A 19,928-nucleotide genomic window follows, 5' to 3' on the forward strand; every position below is an offset into this window, starting at 1 on the left:
TTTTTGTATGGAAATAGATAATGGCAATTGTGACAGAAAACAATTGAAAAGGGGGCAATTAACGTATGAAATCCAATACTGCGCTTGAAGTGCAAGCGACTCAGTTGCTAAAAGATTACAAGCCAGGCTCTTCCTTCTTTTTTGCGTCACCTAGCCGGACCTTACTGGCTCAAGGTACGTTGGGAGCATTGCCGCATGGGGATGCAAGCGATACGGGGGGCGGATTGGCCGAGCGCGTAGCCACGCTGCTCGAGAGTGTGCGTCAGTCCTATGGTGGACACCCGATTGTGGTGGGCGCTATTCCCTTTGATGATTCACGGGCAGCACAGCTTCTGGTTCCGGCAGAGACTCGATGGGCGGGGCCGCTTCATTCTGACTCTACGAACTGGCACACCGAGAATTGGAAAGATGCCGGTTCAGCGAACGCTGCCAGCAGTGTGAACCCGACGAAGCTTGGGCAGGCACCGGACTACGGTATTCGTTCCGTGCCCGAACCGTCGGAGTTTGTACAGGGGGTGGAACAGGCCCTGAAATATATTGCGTCCGGGGAGCTGAGCAAAATCGTGCTGTCCAGAACACTACAGCTGGATACTTCGGAACAGGTTGATATTCCCGGTTATTTGCATAATTTAGCCAGACATAATACCAAGGGCTATACCTTCGCTGTTGATTTACCCGCTTTGGAGGCGAAAGAAGTAGATTCAGACAGAGATGTTGTTGGTGTGGAACGGCGAACGCTGATTGGAGCCAGCCCCGAGCTGCTCGTTTCCCGTGAAGGATTGCATCTGACGGTTAATCCGCTGGCTGGCTCTGCTCCTCGCAGTGATGATCCTGTCGAAGATAAGCTGCGGGCGGCGGCATTGCTGGAATCAGTCAAGGACCGGCATGAGCACGCGGTAGTCGTTGAAGCGGTGGCCTTGGCACTTAGACCGCTATGTCGGAGACTGGATGTGCCGCAGGAGCCTTCGCTGATACAAACAGAGACGATGTGGCATCTTTCGACTGAAATTACGGGGGAATTGGCGGATTTGGCGGTTTCATCTCTGGCCGTTGCCCTGGCGCTGCATCCTACGCCAGCCGTATGCGGTTCGCCTACAGAGCAGGCCAAAAAGGTTATCCGAGATATCGAATCGTTTGATCGGGGCTTTTACACGGGGATTGTTGGATGGTGTGATGCAGCCGGAGATGGAGAATGGGTGGTTACTATCCGTTGTGCAGAAGCTGAACAGCATTCCTTGCGTTTGTTTGCAGGGGCAGGCATTGTGGCGGCTTCAAAACCGGAAGACGAGCTGGCGGAAACAGCAGCCAAGTTTGGAACCATGCTTCAGGCATTGGGACTGAAGTATGAATAAAGAGAACGATACAGAAAAAGGAGGAATATCATGATGTTGCCCGGATGCCCTACATGGCCGCAGGAATTTGCCGAGCGTTACCGGAAGGCAGGCTACTGGGAGGGAATGACCTTTGGAGAAATGTTGCGGGAGCGTGCAGTATCGCAAGGTGACCGGACGGCAGTGACGGACGGTCAAAAAAGTACAAGCTACCGTGAATTGGACGAAAAAGTAAATCAGCTGGCAGCTGGATTTTACCAATTGGGAATTAGACAGGCGGATCGGGTCATCGTTCAGTTACCGAATATCGTGGAGTTTTTTGATGTATGTTTTGCGCTGTTCAGATTGGGGGCGTTACCCATATTCTCGCTTCCGGCTCATCGAAGTAGCGAGATTGCCTATTTCGGTGAATTTTCCGAGGCGGTCGCTTATATCATTCCAGATGTATATTCGGGCTTTGATTATCGTGGGCTGGCCAGAGAGGTACAAGCCAGAGTGGCAACTATGCGTCATGTCATTGTCGTGGGCAAGCCGCAGGAATTTACGGGTCTATCCGGATTGTATATCCAACCCGATCAGTCGTTACCCCAGGTGCTTTCGGGAAATATTGCCTTTCTCCAGCTTTCCGGTGGGAGTACAGGCTTGCCCAAGCTGATTCCAAGGACACACGATGATTATATTTACAGTCTGCGGGGCAGTGTTGAAATATGTGGTCTGGATGAAAATAGCGTGTATTTAGCCGCGCTCCCCATGGCTCACAATTACCCGCTCAGTTCCCCGGGTGTCTTCGGAACCTTGTATGCGGGAGGCAAAATTGTACTTGCGCCTACGCCGAGTCCAGATGACGCCTTTCCATTGATTGAACAGGAGCAGGTGACGATTACTGCTTTGGTCCCGCCGCTTGCGCTGGTATGGCTTGATAGTGCTTCGTCGAGAAGCTGTGATTTATCCAGTCTTCAGGTGCTTCAAGTAGGGGGAGCCAAATTCAGTGAGGAGGCTGCTCGGCGGATAAAGCCGGAACTGGGGTGTACCCTGCAACAGGTGTTTGGCATGGCGGAGGGGCTGGTCAATTATACCAGACTGGATGATCCAGAGGATATCATTGTAGCAACTCAGGGACGTCCCATTTCAATCGACGATGAAATTAAAATATTGGATGATGAGGACAAGGAAGTGGCACCGGGAGAGGTGGGCCATTTGCTTACACGCGGGCCTTACACAATTCGGGGTTATTATAAGGCGGATCAGCATAATGAAAGAGCATTTACGCGGGATGGATTTTATCGTACGGGCGATTTGGTGAGGTGGAGTCCCGATGGCAATTTGATTGTGGAAGGCCGAGCCAAGGATCAAATTAACCGGGGCGGGGAGAAGGTGGCGGCTGAGGAGATTGAAAATCATTTGCTGGCCCATCCCGGTGTGCATGATGCAGCGATTGTAGCCATGCCTGACGAATATTTGGGTGAACGCTCCTGCGCTTTTATTATCCCGTATGAGATGGTACCGACCGTGACGGAGTTGAAGAAATTTCTGCGTGAACGTGGTTTGGCGGCTTACAAAATTCCTGACAGAATTGAGTTTATATCAGCGTTTCCACAGACCAGTGTAGGCAAGGTTAGTAAAAAAGCATTGCGGGAAATGATTACACAGCAGATATCATCTGCACCTGAACTACATTGAGACATAACGATGAGCAAGAACACATAAAGCAAGAAAAATACGTGGAATGAATCGAAAAATGAAAGGAAGCGATATGATGGCTATTCCTCCAATTTCAGCTTATCCGATGCCCAATGCTTCGGATTTGCCCCAAAATAAAGTGGCATGGCGGCCTGATCCCAGACGTGCAGTGCTGTTGATTCATGATATGCAGCAATATTTTGTTACCGCTTTTGAGGCTGGACAATCTCCGGTCAAGGAGTTGATCGCTAACATCCAGCTGTTGAAAAGCCACTGCCAGCAGCTTGGGATACCTGTAATCTATTCGGCGCAGCCGGGAGGTCAGGCTCCAGAGAAAAGGGGGCTACAGCAGGACTTTTGGGGCAAGGGGATGGATGATGGACCTGTTCAAAAGGAGATTGTGAAGGAGCTTGCCCCTTCGGATCAGGATATTGTCTTGACGAAATGGAGGTATAGCGCATTTCAAAAAACCAATTTAGACGATATATTGCGGCAATATGATCGCGATCAGATCATGATTACCGGTATTTACGCACATATTGGTTGTCTAATGACCGCGACCGAGGCATTTATGAAGGATATACAGCCTTTTTTTGTAGCTGACGCCTTGGGGGACTTTTCACTGGAATACCACAAAATGGCCCTGACTTACGCTGCCGAGCGTTGCGCAGTTACGATGCTGACTGCCCCCTTGATTGACGAGTTGGAGACTACGAAGGGGTCAGCAACGGAAGGTGCTCAGGTGCAAAGTGGAAATATGGCTGTAGCTCAGACAGGCTTAGCTGACCAGAAGCCTGGTGAAAGAGAAAGCGAGGCAGAGACTTCAAAGTCAGCAATGGCTGAAAAGGAGGTGACTGCGGCTCCGCAGTTAACTGAACAATTGGTACGTGAGCAGGTCGCAGGATTGCTTCATGAATCGCCGGAAGGATTGGCTGCCCACGATAATCTAATGGATAGGGGACTGGATTCGATTCGTATGATGAGTCTTGTGGAAAAATGGCGTCGCTACGGGGCAAAGGTGACGTTCGTGGAGTTGGCTGAACGTCCGACACTTGCTGATTGGTGGAAGCTATTGTCTTCGCGAACTAGGGGGTCAATACCTAATTTAGACTATTTTTCCCTTTAAAGGAGGGTTTGTGTATGCTCAAGCATCAGGATATTCGTCTTCCTTTGTCGGGAGCGCAAGCGGGTATTTGGTTTGCCCAACAGATGGATTTGCAAAATCCGGCCTATAATACCGGTGAATACATTGAAATTCACGGGCCAGTCGATCCCATTTGCTTTAAGGAAGCACTTCGCCGCACGATGGCAGAGGCTGAATCACTGCATTTGCGGTTCGGAGAGGATGAGGATGGACCCTGGCAGGTGATTCAGCCTTCGGGGAAATGGACGCTGCACCAAATAGATGTGAGCGCAGCTCCTGATCCTCGTAAAGCTGCTGAAGTCTGGATGAGGGATGATTTGCTCAAGCCGATTGATCTTACCCAAGGGCCGCTGTTTACACAGGCATTGTTCCGGGCAGGTCATAATCAATTTTTCTGGTATCAGCGTGTTCATCATATTGCATTGGATGGCTTTGGCTTTTCGCTCATAGCGCAGCGGGTGGCTCAACTGTACACATCTTTAGCGGAAGGCCGCTTGGACGAAGAGAGCCGCTTTCCGCGGTTTAGTCAACTATTGGAGGAAGATTCGGTCTATCGCGCCTCGGAGAAGTTTGGGCAGGAGCGTGAATTTTGGATCAAACGCTTTGCCGATGGATTCGAGGTGGTCAGTCTGGGAGACCATGCGACGAGAAACTCTAAACATGTAACTTCGAAAGAAGTGATGGCTGGAGGTTTTGTACGCGATACAGCCTATGTCACCTCTGCGGAGCGTGAATGTCTTCGGATGGCTGCGGAACGTCTCAAGGTGAGCTGGCCGGATTTAATCTTGGCGGCAATGGCTATTTATATTCACAGGCTCACAGGTGCACAAGACGTTATACTTGGTTTGCCGATGATGAACCGATTAGGCTCAGCCTCGCTCCGTGTGCCGGGTATGGTGATGAATTTGCTGCCGCTGCGTTTGTCGATTCAGCCAGGAATGAAGGTAGCCACATTGCTCCGCAAATTGGTACAGGAGCTGGTTGAGATACGGCGTCATGCAAAATACAGGCATGAGGAGCTACGGCGTGATCTGCGCTTGCTTAGTGAAAACAGGAGATTGTTCGGTCCATTGGTCAATATTATGCCGTTTGACTATGAACTGAATTTTAACGGTTCTCGCGGAACTACACATAACTTGTCGGCAGGCCCGGTTGATGATCTGTCCTTGAATGTCTATGACAGGTCGGACGGATCTGGATTGCGCATAGATTGGGATGCCAACCCTGCTATGTATAGCAAACGGGAAATAGAAGAGCATCAACAGCGTTTCTTGCAGTTACTTACAAAGGTCGCAGCTTCGGAACCAGAACAGCCGATTGGACAAATCGACCTTCTGCTGCCTGCGGAGCGTCAGCTTATACTGGAGGGCTGGAATCGTTCTTCCAGTCCGATGCCAGTCGCTTCCTTACAGGAAATGCTCCAGCTACAGGCGGAACTTAGACCTGATGCTGTGGCTGTAGAATGTGGCAACGACATGGTACTTAGCTATAAGGAGCTGAATAAGCGGGCGAACCGATTGGCCCATTGGCTGATTGCTCATGGGACAGGACCTGAGCAGGCCGTTGCCCTGATGCTCCCACGCTCCGTCAACATGGTTATAGGGATGCTGGCTGTGCTTAAAACGGGTGCGGCTTATGTTCCACTGGACCCTGATTATCCGCAGGATCGTGTTGCTTATGTGCTGGAGCAAGCGTCTCCGGTCTGCATTTTAACCAATGCTCAGGTAGCGGATCGCATTCCGACAGACATTTCTGTGCCACGTATGCTTTTGGATGGAGGAAGCGCCAAAGAGGATTTGATAGCCGTTTTGAACGGACATAATCATGAATTATCCGCCTACCCTGATACGAATCCTACGGATCGTGAACGTGTTCAGCCTCTATCCACGGACCATCCTGCGTATATTATTTATACCTCTGGTTCAACGGGCAAGCCGAAGGGAGTTGTTATTACTTTCAAGAGCCTGACGAATTTTTTGCTCGCCATGCAGGATCAATTCACGTTGTGTGAGCAGGATCGACTGCTGGCGGTTACGACGATATCCTTTGATATCTCCGGGCTGGAAATCTATTTGCCCTTGCTGAATGGTGCGCAACTGATTATTGCCCGGAAAGAAACCGTTCAGGAGCCTTCTGCTTTGGCCGAGCTGATTAACTGTTCACAGCCTACCCTGATGCAGGCGACTCCTACGCTGTGGCATGTGCTGGCAACGGAACATGCAGAAGCTATTCGGGGTTTGCGGGTACTGGTTGGAGGCGAGGCTCTGCCAGAGGAATTGCTGCATACACTCCAACGTCTGGATTGCCGCATTACGAATCTGTATGGTCCCACCGAAACGACAATTTGGTCTACCGCAGCTTCCATCGAAAAAGGGGACACGGGAACACCAGCTATCGGCAGACCTATCCGCAATACGCAGGTGTATGTGCTTGACGGTAGTCTTCAGGCAGTTCCGACAGGGGTAACAGGGGACCTGTACATTGCCGGGGATGGGCTGGCACGGGGATATTACGGCCGTCCGGATTTGACAGCGGAGCGTTTTGTAGCCAATCCGTTTGGTCCTCCGGGGAGCCGCATGTATCGGACTGGAGATTTGGCCCGCTGGAGGTTGGACGGATCTCTTGAATACGGAGGGCGTGCGGACCACCAGATTAAAATTCGCGGCTTCCGCGTAGAACTGGGTGAAATTGAAGCTGTTTTGGCGCGGCATTCCGATGTAGCTCAGGTTTCTGTGATTGTCCGTGAGGACCGAGAGGGCGATCAGCGGCTGGTTGCCTATATCGTACCGATCGCTGCTACAACAACGTCGGTGCTAACCGGAGCCGAGACAGAGACTATTCAGCAGAAGCCGGGTAGGCCATCGGAACAAAGCGAGCAATCCGAACAAAAGGCACCTGCCGAACCTGTTGGATATCAAAGTATAAGAGAGGGCTTGGGCTCATCGCCTCATCGTTTGCATTCACTGGCGTTACGTGAATATGCCGCTGCGAGTCTGCCCGAATATATGATACCCTCAGCGTTTGTGATGCTGGAGGCCTTGCCGCTCATGCCCAATGGCAAGCTGGACCGTAAGGCATTGCCTGCTCCTGTTATGGATAAGGTTCTCCACGTTCGTACTCCCAGAACACCGCAGGAAGCCATGCTGTGTGACCTGTTCGCAGAAGTGCTGGCACTACCGCAAGTTGGCATTGATGACAGTTTCTTTGATCTGGGCGGTCACTCGCTGCTTGGCGCACGCTTGATGGCCCGAATCCGGGAGATATTCGGGGTAGAGCTGAATATGGGCAGCCTGTTTGAAACTCCTACGGTTGCCAGTTTTGCGGAACGACTGGATCAAGGGCAGAGCTTAAGGCCCTCATTGCTTCCGGCCGTACGTCCACAACGTATTCCCCTCTCCTTCGCCCAGAGCCGATTATGGTTCCTGCATCGGATGGAGGGACCAAGCCCTACATATAATATTCCACTCGTTATCCGTATGTCGGGGGATGTAAATGTGGAAGCACTTCAAGCCGCCTTGGGAGACGTCGTGGCCCGCCATGAGACGCTGCGTACGATTTTTCCAGATGTGCAAGGTGTATCGCAGCAGGTCATTTTGAAAACACAGCAAGCCGGGCCTCTACTGCGTGTGACGAAAATCTGTGAGGCAGATCTGCCACACTTACTTGCAGAAGGGTCCCGTTACTGCTTTGATCTTGCAGTGGAGCCGGCTTTGCGAACGGAGCTGTTCACGCTGTCTGCTGACCAGCATGTGCTGCTCGTGCTGCTGCACCATATTGCCGGAGATGGCTGGTCGCTAAATGCACTCACAAGTGATTTGGCTACAGCCTATGCTGCGCACATCGAGCATTATGCACATGCGGAACAATCCGGGCAGCCTGAAACTATAACACCGGTGTTGCCAAAGCTGCCTGTACAATATGCGGATTATGCGCTATGGCAGCAGGAGCTGCTTGGCAAGGAGAACGAAACTGGCAGTCTGATGAACAAGCAGCTTGCTTATTGGCACAATGCATTGAAAGGTCTGCCGGATCAAATAGACCTGCCTACAGACTATCCACGCCCTTCCGAGGCGAGCTACCGGGGGGATACCGTTGTATTACGCATCGCTCCCGAATTGCATGAGCAGTTACTGCGTTTGAGTCGTGAAAGTCGGGCCAGCCTGTTTATGGTGATGCAGGCCGGGTTGGCTGCATTGCTAACCCGATTGGGAGCAGGGACGGATATCCCGGTGGGTAGTCCGATAGCGGGACGAAATGCAGAGGGACTGGATCAACTCGTGGGCTTGTTTATCAATACGCTGGTGCTTCGTATCGATACATCGGACGACCCTACTTTCCGTGAGCTGTTGGAACGGGTCCGTCGTACTTGTCTGGATGCGTATGAACATCAGGATGTACCCTTCGAGCGGCTTGTAGAGATGTTGAACCCTACACGCTCCAGATCTAGACATCCATTGTTTCAGGTTATGCTTGCTTTACAAAACACCCCTGATCCTGAATTGCTATTGCCGGGTGTGGAGACTCAGCTGCAATTGGCCAGCGTGGGTGCAGCGAAATTTGATCTGACGGTGGAACTGCGCGAATGTCGGACCACAGACGGGCGGCCTGATGGAATCGAAGGATGGATCGAATACAATACCGATTTATTTAAAAGGGAAACGATAGAGGCTATGAAGGTACGGCTGGAGCGGCTATTGGTGGCTGCGGTGGCTAATACAGAACAACCGATAGGGGCCCTGGATATTTTGGGACCAGAGGAACGACACGAAATTCTCGTGAAGTGGAACGGTGACACGAACGCGAGCACTTGTCTTAACCAAGCGTCTACCTCGAGCTTGCCTGTTTTATTCGAGCAACAGGCTGCGCGTACCCCGGGGGCTGTTGCAGTTTCATACAAAGGTAACCAGCTAAGTTATGAGGAATTGAACGTGCGTGCCAATCGACTGGCGCATCTGCTAATAGCGCGTGGTGCAGGTCCAGATCGCATTGTGGCGCTGGCGCTTCCCCGGTCATTGGATATGATTATTGCGTTGCTGGCTGTGCTTAAATCGGGAGCCGCCTACTTGCCGCTAGATCCTGATTATCCGACAGACCGTCTCGCTTATATGCTGGAGGATGCTTCACCTGCTCTGATGATTACCAGCATTCACGTGACAATATCCTCAATTCCGTTCACAAGCACGGTGTTCCCGGTTGTATTGGAGGATCCTCAGATAAATAAGGAGCTGAAGTCATATCCCGATCGGAACCCGGTGGATGCAGACCGTCTGAAACCTTTGTTGCAGCTTCATCCTGCCTATATTATTTATACGTCCGGTTCTACCGGAAAACCAAAGGGTGTAGTTATTCCCCATCAAAATGTCGCGCGTTTGTTCGATTCGACGCAGCACTGGTTTCATTTTGGTCCGTCGGATGTATGGACTCTATTCCACTCCTATGCGTTTGATTTTTCAGTATGGGAAATTTGGGGACCGTTGCTTTATGGAGGTCGTCTTGTCATTGTGCCGTATACTGTCAGTCGTTCTCCGGAGCAATTCCTGCAATTGCTGGCGGACGAGGGCGTAACGGTGCTCAATCAGACACCTTCGGCTTTTTATCAATTGATGCAGGCTGATCTTGAACAGCCTGTCCTTTCGCAAAAGCTGGCGTTGCGCTATGTGGTATTTGGTGGCGAGGCCCTGGAGCTGGGTCGGCTGACTGCATGGTATGAGCGTCATGCAGACGATGCTCCTACCTTGGTGAATATGTATGGGATTACGGAGACGACTGTACATGTCAGCTACATCGCATTGGACCGTGATATGGTGGCTGTAAAAGCGAACAGTCTGATTGGGCGTCCCATCCCCGATCTACGAGTGTATGTGCTGGATCATCGATTTCAGCCTGTTCCGCCGGGTGTAACAGGTGATTTATATGTCGCCGGTGCTGGATTGGCACAAGGCTATTTGGGAAGACCCGCTTTGACGGCAGAGCGTTTTGTAGCCGATCCGTACGGTATACCGGGGAGCCGGATGTATCGGACAGGTGATTTGGCCCGCTGGCGGTCTGACGGCTCGCTGGAGTATGCCGGACGTGCTGACCAGCAGGTCAAAATACGTGGCTTTCGCATTGAGCCGGGAGAAATTGAGGCGGTGCTGGTTCGGCATGATGATGTGGCTCAGGCAGCGGTCATTGTCCGCGAAGATCAGCCGGGGGACAAACGACTCGTCGCCTATATTGTCCCTGCACCCGGTGGTGAACCGGAAGCGTCCAGACTCCGATTGCATGCAGGAGTCAGCTTGCCTGATTATATGATACCGTCAGCTTTTGTCGCGGTATCCAATCTCCCGCTTACACCTAACGGCAAGCTGGATCGTAAAGCATTACCTGCTCCCATGCAGATGGCTGCGGGTGGAGGAAGAGGACCGCGAACGCCACAGGAGGAAATCCTGTGTGATTTGTTTGCCGAGACGCTTGGCATGGAGCGAATCAGTATAGATGATGGCTTTTTTGATCTGGGCGGTCATTCATTGCTGGCTGTGAAGCTGATTAGTAGAATCCGCGAGGCCTTGGGTATCGAGTTGGGCATTGGCAACCTTTTTGGAACGCCAACAGTGGCTGGCCTAGCCGAGCAGTTGAACGTAGGTGCCAGTCAAGGGGCTTTGGACGTTTTGCTTCCTTTGCGGGCAAGCGGAGTGCAAGCTCCGTTGTTCTGTGTACACCCGGCAGGTGGATTAAGCTGGTGTTATGCGGGCTTGATCCAATCCATGGGCAAGGATTTTCCTATTTATGGATTACAGGCTCGCGGGATCGCCCGACAGGAGGAATTGCCGCAGACGCTGGATGATATGGCAGCCGATTATATTCGTCATATTCGTACTGTTCAGCCCAAAGGACCGTATCACCTGTTGGGATGGTCTTTGGGAGGGAATGTAGCTCATGCAATAGCGACACAGCTTCAATACGAAGGAGAGACGATTGCGATTCTGACGATGCTGGATTCCTACCCAAGCAACCATTTGCCGCTGCGGGGAGGACCAGATGAGGAGGAAGCGCTAATCGCTCTGCTGGCTCTGGGTGGTTATGACCCGGATAGTCTGAATGATGAGCCTTTGCGGCTTTCCACCGCCCTGCATATCTTGCGAAGCGATGGGAGCGCCTTGGCCAGCCTCAGCGAGGAGACGATTTTAAACCTCAAGGATACTTATGTAAATTCTGTGCGTATCTTGGGGGAGTATGTTCCAAGACGGTATAAAGGCGATATTTTATTTTTCCGCTCTACAATTATCCCGGATTGGTTTGAACCGATTGCTCCGGAGACCTGGCTTCCCTATATTGATGGACAGCTAGAGCAGCATGAACTGGATTGCCGCCATAAGGATCTGTGCCAGCCGGGACCTTTGGCTCATATTGGACAACTGCTTGCAGCAAAACTGCAGGCTTTCTAAGTCAAATTACATCACAATCGAAAGGAGGAAAACAAATCATGGTTAACCCTTTTGAGCAGAATGAAGGTGGTTATTTAGTGCTTATGAATGGAGAAGGACAATATTCACTCTGGCCTAATTTCCAGCATGTACCGGCTGGATGGGAGGTCGTTCACCAGACAGACAGCCGTGAGGCATGTATGGATTATATAAGCACACATTGGACAGATATGAGACCAGATTCCTTGCGTCCCAAGGCTGATGCAGTTCGTCGCTAATCCGGGGAGTTCATCATACTTTATACAACTACACAACTGTTGTTCATTATATGGCCCGTGAAATAATGCCCAATATAGGACAGGCAGTGAAACGAATCAGGCTGTTTCCTCTAACCGAGCGTATCGGAGGGGAAGCGGCCTCTTTTTTTTATAAATGTCATATTGATATTATCGAAAATGTGTGTTATTTTATTGTTAATAACAAAATGATAATAACAAAATATTATAAACTATAAGAAAAGCGAGGAAGCGACTATGTTTGGATTTAATTTTGTTAAATTTCAGCCCAGTGAATATGTGATGAAGGTGAAGAACGGTAAGGTGGTCCGTGAGGGTGTCGGGTTATCTTTTTATTATTACGCTCCAACCACCTCGGTCGTCGTCGTGCCTGTCTCTTCCATTGATGTACCGTTCATGTTTGAGGACATGACGAATGATTTTCAGGCGGTGACGGTGCAGGGGCAACTGACTTATCGGATTGTGGATTACCGCAGAACGACTCAAATTTTAAACTATACGTATGACCTGAAGGAACGCCGCTACATTTCGGATGATCCGGGCAAGCTGGCCCAACGGGTGATTAACATCGCAAAGGTACTTACCAAAAAGTATTTGGAACGTGTCCCACTCAAAGAAGCTGTTCAGTCCAGTGAACGTTTGGCGCAAAATATGACGAAGGATATTGCTCAGCATACGGAAATGGAAAAGCTCGGCATTGAGGTCATGGGGCTGTCGATTTTGGCGATTTTACCCAATAAGGAGACGATGAGAGCGTTGGAGGCTCAAGCAAGGGAAGAGATTCTTCGCAACGCGGATCACGCTTTGTATGAGCGTCGTAATTCATCTATTGAGCAGGAGCGGCGTGTGAAGGAAAACGAGCTGAACACCGAAATTGCAGTGGAGACAAAAAAGAAGCAAATTCGCGAAACTCAACTCGATGCCGAGCGTTCTGTGAAGCAAAAGCAAAGCGAGATGAAGGAGGAACAGTTGCGCTTTGACACGGCTTTGGAGGAGAAAAAACGCGAGCTGATTGAGCTGACCGTAACGAATAAAAAGGCGGAAGCCGATGCCAAAGCCTATGAGCTGACAGCAGTGATGAAATCGTTGCAGGATGTCGAGCCCAACGTACTTCAAGCTATGGCCAATATGGATATGAGCCCGGATAAGCTGATTGCGATTGCATTTCAGGAGCTTGCAGAAAATGCAGGGAAAATCGGCCAGCTGAATATTACGCCGGATCTGCTGCAGGGTCTCATGTCAGATACGGGAGCAAGCGGATAATCAGCAGGATCGAGAGGGTCTGGAGGAAGAACACGATGAGTAGCCGAATGACAGAGCAGAAGATCATTTTGGTGAAGCGTAAAACGCGACTGGAGGAACTGATTGTCCGATACAACACGGTGCAGCAGGCTCGCTTCTTTATGGAACGGTTGGGTGCGGATTTCAGTGATTATGTGCTGGAGGATGAGAATTACCGCAGGGCGGTGGCGACGGCAACGTCAGAGTTAACGGCCTTGGGTCGAGTTCAGATTGTGGAGCGGGAGCATGTGCCGAACTTTATTTTTGGTGAGCAGGATACGGTGGTGGTGCTGGGTCAGGATGGGCTGGTAGCCAACACGTTAAAATATTTGACCGAACAGCCGCTAATCGGCGTGAATCCGGACCCATTGCGCTGGGACGGAGTATTACTGCCGTTTACCGTATCTGACCTGCGCTGGGTGGTGCCGGATGTGTTCGTGCATAGACGGCCGATTAAGGAAGTTACGTTGGCTAAGGCCCAACTGAATGATGGCCAATCCTTATATGCTGTAAACGATTTGTTCATTGGGCGCAAAACTCATGTCTCCGCGAGATATGAGTTGAGGCTGGAGGATCAGGTAGAGCAGCAATCATCCAGCGGCATTATCGTTTCAACCGGACTGGGAGCGACGGGCTGGCTGACCAGCGTGCTTGCCGGAGCGGCCGGGATTGTCGGCAGTGCTACTCGGCATCCGATTTCGCTGACTCCAGACCACCTGATGCCCGGTACAGCCTTCAGTCAAGAAGTGGCGGCAGAAGGACTTAGCCATGATCATCGCGCAACTTGGAGTTCGCCATCACTTTATTTTACGGTGAGAGAACCGTTCCCCAGTCGGACCACCGCTGCGAACCTCGTGTTTGGTCAGGTAGCAGCCGAAAAACCGCTACGGATTGCATCGCAGATGCCGGAAAATGGAGTTATTTTCAGTGATGGAGTGGAAAGCGACTTTCTGGAGTTTAATGCTGGCATTGAGGCGACTATTGGACCGGCGGAGAAAAAAGGGCATCTGGTCGTGTAGAGGTTTGTACAGGACGGCAATGGGTAATTATGAGTAAGGTACAACCATCAGATGAAATTAAAAAGGAGGAGTCAACATGAGCGACCACACTCAAGACGAAGCGAAAATCCGCAACAAGAAGGACGAGGACGGAGATTCCTTGATGGAGAAAACGAAGCTGGAAAATGGCGTAGATATCGAGCCTGAGGCTGATGAATGGATTGCGAAGCCCTCACCAGTATCATACGATGATACGAAATCCTCTTCGAAGAAATAAGGCTCTTGCGTCCAAATAGAGCAGTTATGCAAAGACAGATGATCCTTAATCAGGTCATCTGTCTTTTTTACATATATTAATTGAATCTGGAATATACCTTCCATACTAGCTCACGGCGGCTGCTTACATCTGTTTTCAAGAAAATCGCCTTCAGATGATCCTGCACCGTGTAGGCAGAAATATGAAGTGTGCTTGCCAGCTCCTTTGTGGAAAAGCCTTGAACAATGAGCTGGACAATCTGTCTCTCTCGTTCGGACCATGAGTACACCTCGGCCATAAGCGGTAGCATGTCGGTTGCTTTAGCAGGCTCAAACCATACGGCCAGCTGCTTCTCGCCCGTATACTCCTGTCCGCCTTGCAGAATTGTGGCTCTGAGAGTTACCCACGGGGTTTCAGCGTCTGTGGCGGGGATACATAATCTGGCTGGTGAAGTGGCAGTGGATAGCGCTCGCAAGCATATTACCCGGACAGGAGCCGGTAGGCTGCATTCATGGATTCCCTCCTGCTGCCGAAGCAGCTTTAGCCACTGCTCTGCTACTGTATTCGACGAGATCGGTTCTAGTTTATCGGAAAGTATCAGAACCCCTGGCTCAAGTTCATTTTCCGTGATCATGGCGGGGGCTGGAGATAAACCGACACTGGCCTGACGTAGATGGTAGGCTATGGACGGCGCTAATGCTTCAAGCAGTTGTTGCTCTTCCGCGCTGAATACAGGCTTTCCATGATGACGGAACAATGTGAGAAATCCCCAACAGCTCCCTTTGTACATAAACGGAACACGCAGCTCGTCCCCGAATCCGGCAGGTTGCAAAACATCTCTAAATCGTGTGCTCCGATCCGGTTGGCCTTGTGTAGACCCGTGTAGCGTCGCTATGGACTGTCCTTCTCGCACTAACTGATCGTATTTCATCATATCGTCGTGCAAATATTCGTATTCTAGCAGTTTGCTATGAATGTCCTCCACACCCGACTCCGTAAATGCCCCCGTGGAAAGCAGCGTTCGCGGATCTACTGAGGTACAACACGCCGCATCGAAAGAAACCTGAGTACGCAAGCGGTCGATTAGCGTGTGCTTGTACGTTTGGATTGAGGAAGCTTTTTCTCCCAGTCCAATGATTTGCTGTCGAGTATCCTTAAACTGTGCATATTGCGTGTATTGTGCGTTCATCATTTACTCCTATCATGAAAGCTGGAGATTCTCAAAGCGCATTTAATTAAATCCCACATTTATGGGATGGTGGATATTCGTATTGTCTTTATAATTGAGAATGATTCTTAATTAAATCTACAATAAACGAATGGTCGGAGAAGATCAAGGCTAAATGTTTGGAGGGAAGCACATATGAAACACACCCATATTGGAAATACGGACTCAAACCAACCTATGAGCTGGAATCATCCGAATGTGCATAAGTACGCGGATACGATTGCTTTAAAAATACCGGGATATACTCATCTGTATGAGATGACAGACTGTTTGATAACTGCACAGCTTGAGGCACAAGCTCATATTCGGAATATAGATCCGAATGTGCTAATTGTCGGAGCTGGGGGCGGTCAGGAATTGATTACGCTCGGAGGGCGGCATGAAGCATGGTCCTTTACGGCAGTTGATCCATCTGAGCACATGCTGGATTTGGCACAGAGGCGTGTAGCGCAAGCGGGCATCGGTTCAGAAATATCGTTTGTTGCAGGTAAGTTGGAAGAGTTATCTAGAGAACCGGTTTATGACGCTGCTACCTGCCTGCTGGTGCTTCATTTTCTCCAAAGCTTGGAGAGTAAACAGGCATTGCTGCGCCAGACATCCGCTCGACTCAAGCCGGGTGCGCCTTTTTGTCTAGCTTCTATTAATGGGAACCCGCAGGAGTCTTCTTTTTCTATCCAAATGCAGGCGTGGAAAAATCATATGCTGAGTCAGGGCATTTCACTGGAGGATTGGGAACGATTCGCTGCTTCCATCGGTCGTGAGTCAAACCCAGTGTCCAATGTGGCAATACAGGAACTGTTGATAGATGCAGGCTTTACCCACATCACCCGGTATTATGGCGCTTTTTTAGTGAATGCATGGTTTGCAGTTAAAGAGGGAGAGATGGCCTATGACAAAGGATAACATCATCATCATTGGCGGATATGGTCATGTCGGGAAAATTTTATGCACAGAATTAAGTGAAATGTTTCCCGGCAAGGTGTTTGCGGCAGGTCGTAGTCTGGAGCGGGCCACTGAATTTAGCCAACAATCGAATGGTAAGATACGGCCATTGCAGCTTAATATTCATGAGCCAATGGACCCGTCGATATTAGAGCAAGCCAAAATGGTTATCATGTGTCTGGATCAGGACAATACAGCCTTGGTACGTGCCTGTCTTCAACATGGTGTGCATTACATGGATATTACCGCAAATGCAGCCTTTTTGAGTCAGGTGGAGCAGTGTCATCAGGAGGCCCGAGCTTATCAGGCCACAGCTCTGTTAAGTGTAGGATTAGCTCCGGGTCTGACCAATCTGTTGGCACTGCAAGCGACACAGCTCATGGATCAGACGGATGAGTTGAACATATCTTTGATGCTGGGCTTGGGAGATCGACACGGTCAAGCTGCCATTGAGTGGACAGTAGATCAGATTCATACCGATTTGGAGGTTATAGAACAGGGACGCCCGGTGACTCGAAAAAGCTTTACCGATGGCATAGTGGTAGACTTTGGTGCAGGAGTGGGTCGTCATCGGGCGTATCGGTTTCCTTTTTCAGATCAGCAGACACTTCCCCGTACGCTCGAAGTTCCTACGGTTAGCACACGCCTTTGCTTCGATTCGCGCTTGACCACCCGGCTTCTGGCAGGACTTCGGACGATAGGAGTGTCAGGTCTACTCCGACAGCAAACCGTGCGTGATGCAGTAGTTCGCAGCTTTGGCAAGGTGCATCTAGGAGGAAATGCTGTAGCGGTCAAGGTAGACGCACAAGGAACTCTCAATGGCAAAGAGACGAAGGTCGAATGCCGGCTAAGGGGGCATCATCAATCTGATTTAACCGCTAAGGCAGCCGTCTTTGCAGCGCTCGCCCTGTACCGTTCAGAACTTCCATATGGTGTATTTCACATGGAGCAGGTTTTTTCGTGGAATCGCATGCGGGCTTGGTTGGGGCAGCAAGTAGCCGTAGATATTCAGGTGAACGGACAGTATGTCTAGAAGTTATATATTCTAATAAAAAGATTTTTCAATTCATCCAAGCCTTATTCAGCATTGTATTGCGGATAGGTCTTGGATTTCTTTTCCTATTGGATTACACTAGAATGAAGTACATATTTTTGGGAAAGACCTGAGCCAGAGGTGAATCAATAACAGATGGATATCGCTTATATCATAGATCTATTACGTCAACACGATGTGACCCTGACCCCGGGCTTATCCATGCAGGAGGTTGCCGATGTCGAGAGCAGGTATGGTATTCGATTTCCGCCCGATTTGCGGGAGCTTCTCATGAGCGTTCTCCCCATTGGCAAAAGCTTTATCCCTTGGAGAGATACATCGCCGCAGCGTATGAATGTAATTCTGCAAAGGCTGAACTGGCCGCTGGAGGGCATGATTTTCGATGTCGAGCAGCACATATTTTGGCCTCCTGAATGGGGTGAAAGACCAGCAGATACAGCAGAAGCCGTGGACATATGTAAACGTGAATTCCTGCGTGTGCCCAAGCTAATCCCGATTTATGGACACAGATATATTCCCGAGCAGCCATGTGAAGCAGGAAATCCGGTATTTTCAGTGTATCAAACGGATATTATCGTGTATGGGGAATGTTTGCAGGAATATTTCAAGCTTGAGTTTGGGGAGAAGTCTTATGAACAGATTGATTTTGATTCCGTAAAAACAGTTCGTTTTTGGAGCAGCTTGTAGTGATTGAATGTCAGGAAGATGGAGACCGCAAAACGATGGAGGGTGAGTGCATGTGAAGGTGGAACAGGATTTGGAAGAAATTAAAGATAGATTGACCCAGATCGAGGCGAAGCTGGAGCGCGGGTCGACTTCCGGAAAAATTATGAAGTACATGCTTATTATTATTTTGTCTATTTTTTTTCTGTTTTTTCTAATAGGAATTATTCAATTTGTTTCAGCCTAATCGGTGTAAGAGGAAGAAGGAAGGGAGCTGCTTATGGCCATAGAAGCGATCATTTTTGATCTGGATAATACACTGATTCATCGCAAACAGGCGTTCGCGGCATATACAGAGCGCTTTGTAGAACGATTTATTGTGGCAGAAGAACCGGCGAGCCGCGCGGCTGTCGTTGAACGGATACGTCTGGCGGATCAGGACGGATATCGGGATAAGAGGGAACTGTATACCGAGCTGCATAAAGACTTGGAACTGAAAAATCCCGATACGACAGTACAAGAGATGCTGGGCTTTTGGTATGGTGAATTTCATAAATTTACGGTACTGATGGACGGGGCCAAGGAGGTGCTGTCCGAACTGCGGTCACGTGGTTTGAAGCTAGGGATTATCACCAACGGTTCACTCCGCACGCAGCAAGCAAAAATCGACCGGGTTATGCTGAGGGATTATGTGGATTCCATTATCGTATCGGGCGGTGTACACATCGAGAAGCCTAATCCTCGGATTTTCGAGTTGGCTCTAAATGAGCTGGAAATTGTCGAGCCCGGTCATGCCTGCTATGTAGGCGATCATCCGACAAATGATATTCGTGGTGCGCAAAGTGCAGGCTTGCATACCATCTGGCTGGAAGGTTTTATGCCGTGGGAGGAAAAGGGCATTGTACCGGACTATCAGATTGGGAGTTTGCGTGAAATCACAGGTTGGCTGGATCGTCTTAGTTATTCAACGAATATGGAGGAGGGAGCATCATGAGTATGGAGCAGCAACCGAACCCCATTCTCTTATCGTTCCCGGACCAATTCCAGACGGAGCGATTGACCATACGCGCTCCGCAGTGGGGGGATGGAGCGACGGTCAATGAGGCGATGCGAGAGAGTGCGAACGAACTGCGGCCTTGGCTTCCTTTTGCAAGAAATCTTCCTACGGCAGAGGAATCTGAAATCCGTTCACGCCAAGCCAGACTTAAATTTCTGGATCGGTCTGACATGATGCTGTATATATTTGATACGACTTCGGGAGAATTTGTAGCCAGCAGCGGCTTGCATCGTATCGATTGGGATACACGCAGATTTGAAATCGGGTATTGGCTCAGAACATCATGGACTGGGAAAGGCATTATAACAGAGGCAGTTCATGGTATTACGGATTTTGCTATACAGCATTTGGAGGCAAACCGACTGGAGATTCGTTGTGATTCCAGAAATACACGCAGCGCCAAGGTAGCGGAACGAGCAGGCTTTACATTGGAGGGTATTTTAAGGAACGTTGAATATGACGAAGAAGGAAAATGGGCACACGAGATGGTTTTTGCCAAGGTGCGTGGTATTGAATTTTAGTATCCCCACACGAACAGTTTGGAAGTCGCTTCCGCTTCCTACTCCGGTGGCTTAATGACAGACTGCTGGAC

General features: G+C 50.0%; 15 protein-coding genes. 14 read left to right on the top strand and 1 reads right to left on the bottom strand.

Annotated elements, in window-relative coordinates:
- Positions 1-65 precede the first annotated feature (65 nt).
- The 8 genes from dhbC (at position 66) to AC6EJC_RS10940 (ending at position 14,413) form a co-directional block, all read left to right on the top strand.
- Complete coding sequence (gene dhbC / locus AC6EJC_RS10905) at positions 66-1,352, top strand: isochorismate synthase DhbC (RefSeq protein ID WP_444953987.1); 1,287 nt, start codon at positions 66-68, stop codon at positions 1,350-1,352.
- Between the two features lie 33 nt (positions 1,353-1,385).
- Positions 1,386-3,011, top strand: coding sequence for a (2,3-dihydroxybenzoyl)adenylate synthase (locus AC6EJC_RS10910; protein WP_444954097.1), 1,626 nt, complete (start codon positions 1,386-1,388; stop codon positions 3,009-3,011).
- Positions 3,012-3,087: 76 nt separating this feature from the next.
- Positions 3,088-4,137, top strand: a complete 1,050-nt coding sequence (locus AC6EJC_RS10915) for an isochorismatase family protein (RefSeq protein ID WP_444954098.1) — start codon at positions 3,088-3,090, stop codon at positions 4,135-4,137.
- 14 nt (positions 4,138-4,151) lie between these two features.
- On the top strand, positions 4,152-11,582 hold the full coding sequence (locus tag AC6EJC_RS10920) for a non-ribosomal peptide synthetase (protein ID WP_444953988.1): 7,431 nt from the start codon (positions 4,152-4,154) through the stop codon (positions 11,580-11,582).
- A gap of 38 nt (positions 11,583-11,620) precedes the next feature.
- The gene (locus tag AC6EJC_RS10925; protein ID WP_444953989.1) at positions 11,621-11,839 is read left to right on the top strand and encodes an MbtH family protein; all 219 of its coding nucleotides are present in this window, start codon (positions 11,621-11,623) and stop codon (positions 11,837-11,839) included.
- A gap of 255 nt (positions 11,840-12,094) precedes the next feature.
- Positions 12,095-13,120, top strand: a complete 1,026-nt coding sequence (locus AC6EJC_RS10930; RefSeq protein WP_444953990.1) for an SPFH domain-containing protein — start codon at positions 12,095-12,097, stop codon at positions 13,118-13,120.
- 35 nt (positions 13,121-13,155) lie between these two features.
- Positions 13,156-14,157 carry an NAD(+)/NADH kinase gene (locus AC6EJC_RS10935; RefSeq protein WP_444953991.1) on the top strand — a complete coding sequence of 334 codons (1,002 nt, stop codon included), beginning with the start codon at positions 13,156-13,158 and terminating at the stop codon, positions 14,155-14,157.
- Between the two features lie 76 nt (positions 14,158-14,233).
- Positions 14,234-14,413 carry a hypothetical protein gene (locus AC6EJC_RS10940; protein ID WP_061829096.1) on the top strand — a complete coding sequence of 60 codons (180 nt, stop codon included), beginning with the start codon at positions 14,234-14,236 and terminating at the stop codon, positions 14,411-14,413.
- Positions 14,414-14,489: 76 nt separating this feature from the next.
- Here AC6EJC_RS10940 and AC6EJC_RS10945 read toward each other — a convergent pair whose 3' ends face one another.
- Positions 14,490-15,581, bottom strand: a complete 1,092-nt coding sequence (locus AC6EJC_RS10945; protein WP_444954099.1) for a response regulator transcription factor — start codon at positions 15,579-15,581, stop codon at positions 14,490-14,492.
- Between the two features lie 174 nt (positions 15,582-15,755).
- On the opposite strand from AC6EJC_RS10945, the gene AC6EJC_RS10950 reads away from it, so the two are divergent.
- From AC6EJC_RS10950 to AC6EJC_RS10975, 6 genes are all read left to right on the top strand, one after another.
- Positions 15,756-16,523, top strand: a complete 768-nt coding sequence (locus tag AC6EJC_RS10950) for a class I SAM-dependent methyltransferase (protein WP_444953992.1) — start codon at positions 15,756-15,758, stop codon at positions 16,521-16,523.
- On the top strand, positions 16,510-17,595 hold the full coding sequence (locus AC6EJC_RS10955; RefSeq protein WP_444953993.1) for a saccharopine dehydrogenase family protein: 1,086 nt from the start codon (positions 16,510-16,512) through the stop codon (positions 17,593-17,595). Before AC6EJC_RS10950 ends, AC6EJC_RS10955 begins: the two co-directional genes overlap by 14 nt.
- A gap of 156 nt (positions 17,596-17,751) precedes the next feature.
- Positions 17,752-18,303 (top strand): SMI1/KNR4 family protein, encoded by a 552-nt coding sequence (locus AC6EJC_RS10960; RefSeq protein WP_444953994.1) that lies wholly within the window; start codon positions 17,752-17,754, stop codon positions 18,301-18,303.
- 52 nt (positions 18,304-18,355) lie between these two features.
- Positions 18,356-18,526: a hypothetical protein gene (locus tag AC6EJC_RS10965; RefSeq protein WP_444953995.1), complete on the top strand. Its 171-nt coding sequence runs from the start codon at positions 18,356-18,358 to the stop codon at positions 18,524-18,526.
- Between the two features lie 33 nt (positions 18,527-18,559).
- A complete protein-coding gene (locus AC6EJC_RS10970) occupies positions 18,560-19,273 on the top strand; it encodes an HAD family hydrolase (RefSeq protein ID WP_444953996.1) in 714 nt (237 codons plus the stop codon).
- Entirely contained in the window at positions 19,270-19,857 is a 588-nt protein-coding gene (locus tag AC6EJC_RS10975) for a GNAT family N-acetyltransferase (protein ID WP_444953997.1), read from the top strand. Before AC6EJC_RS10970 ends, AC6EJC_RS10975 begins: the two co-directional genes overlap by 4 nt.
- Positions 19,858-19,928: the final 71 nt, after the last annotated feature.

Source organism: Paenibacillus sp. TY11 (assembly GCF_059772165.1).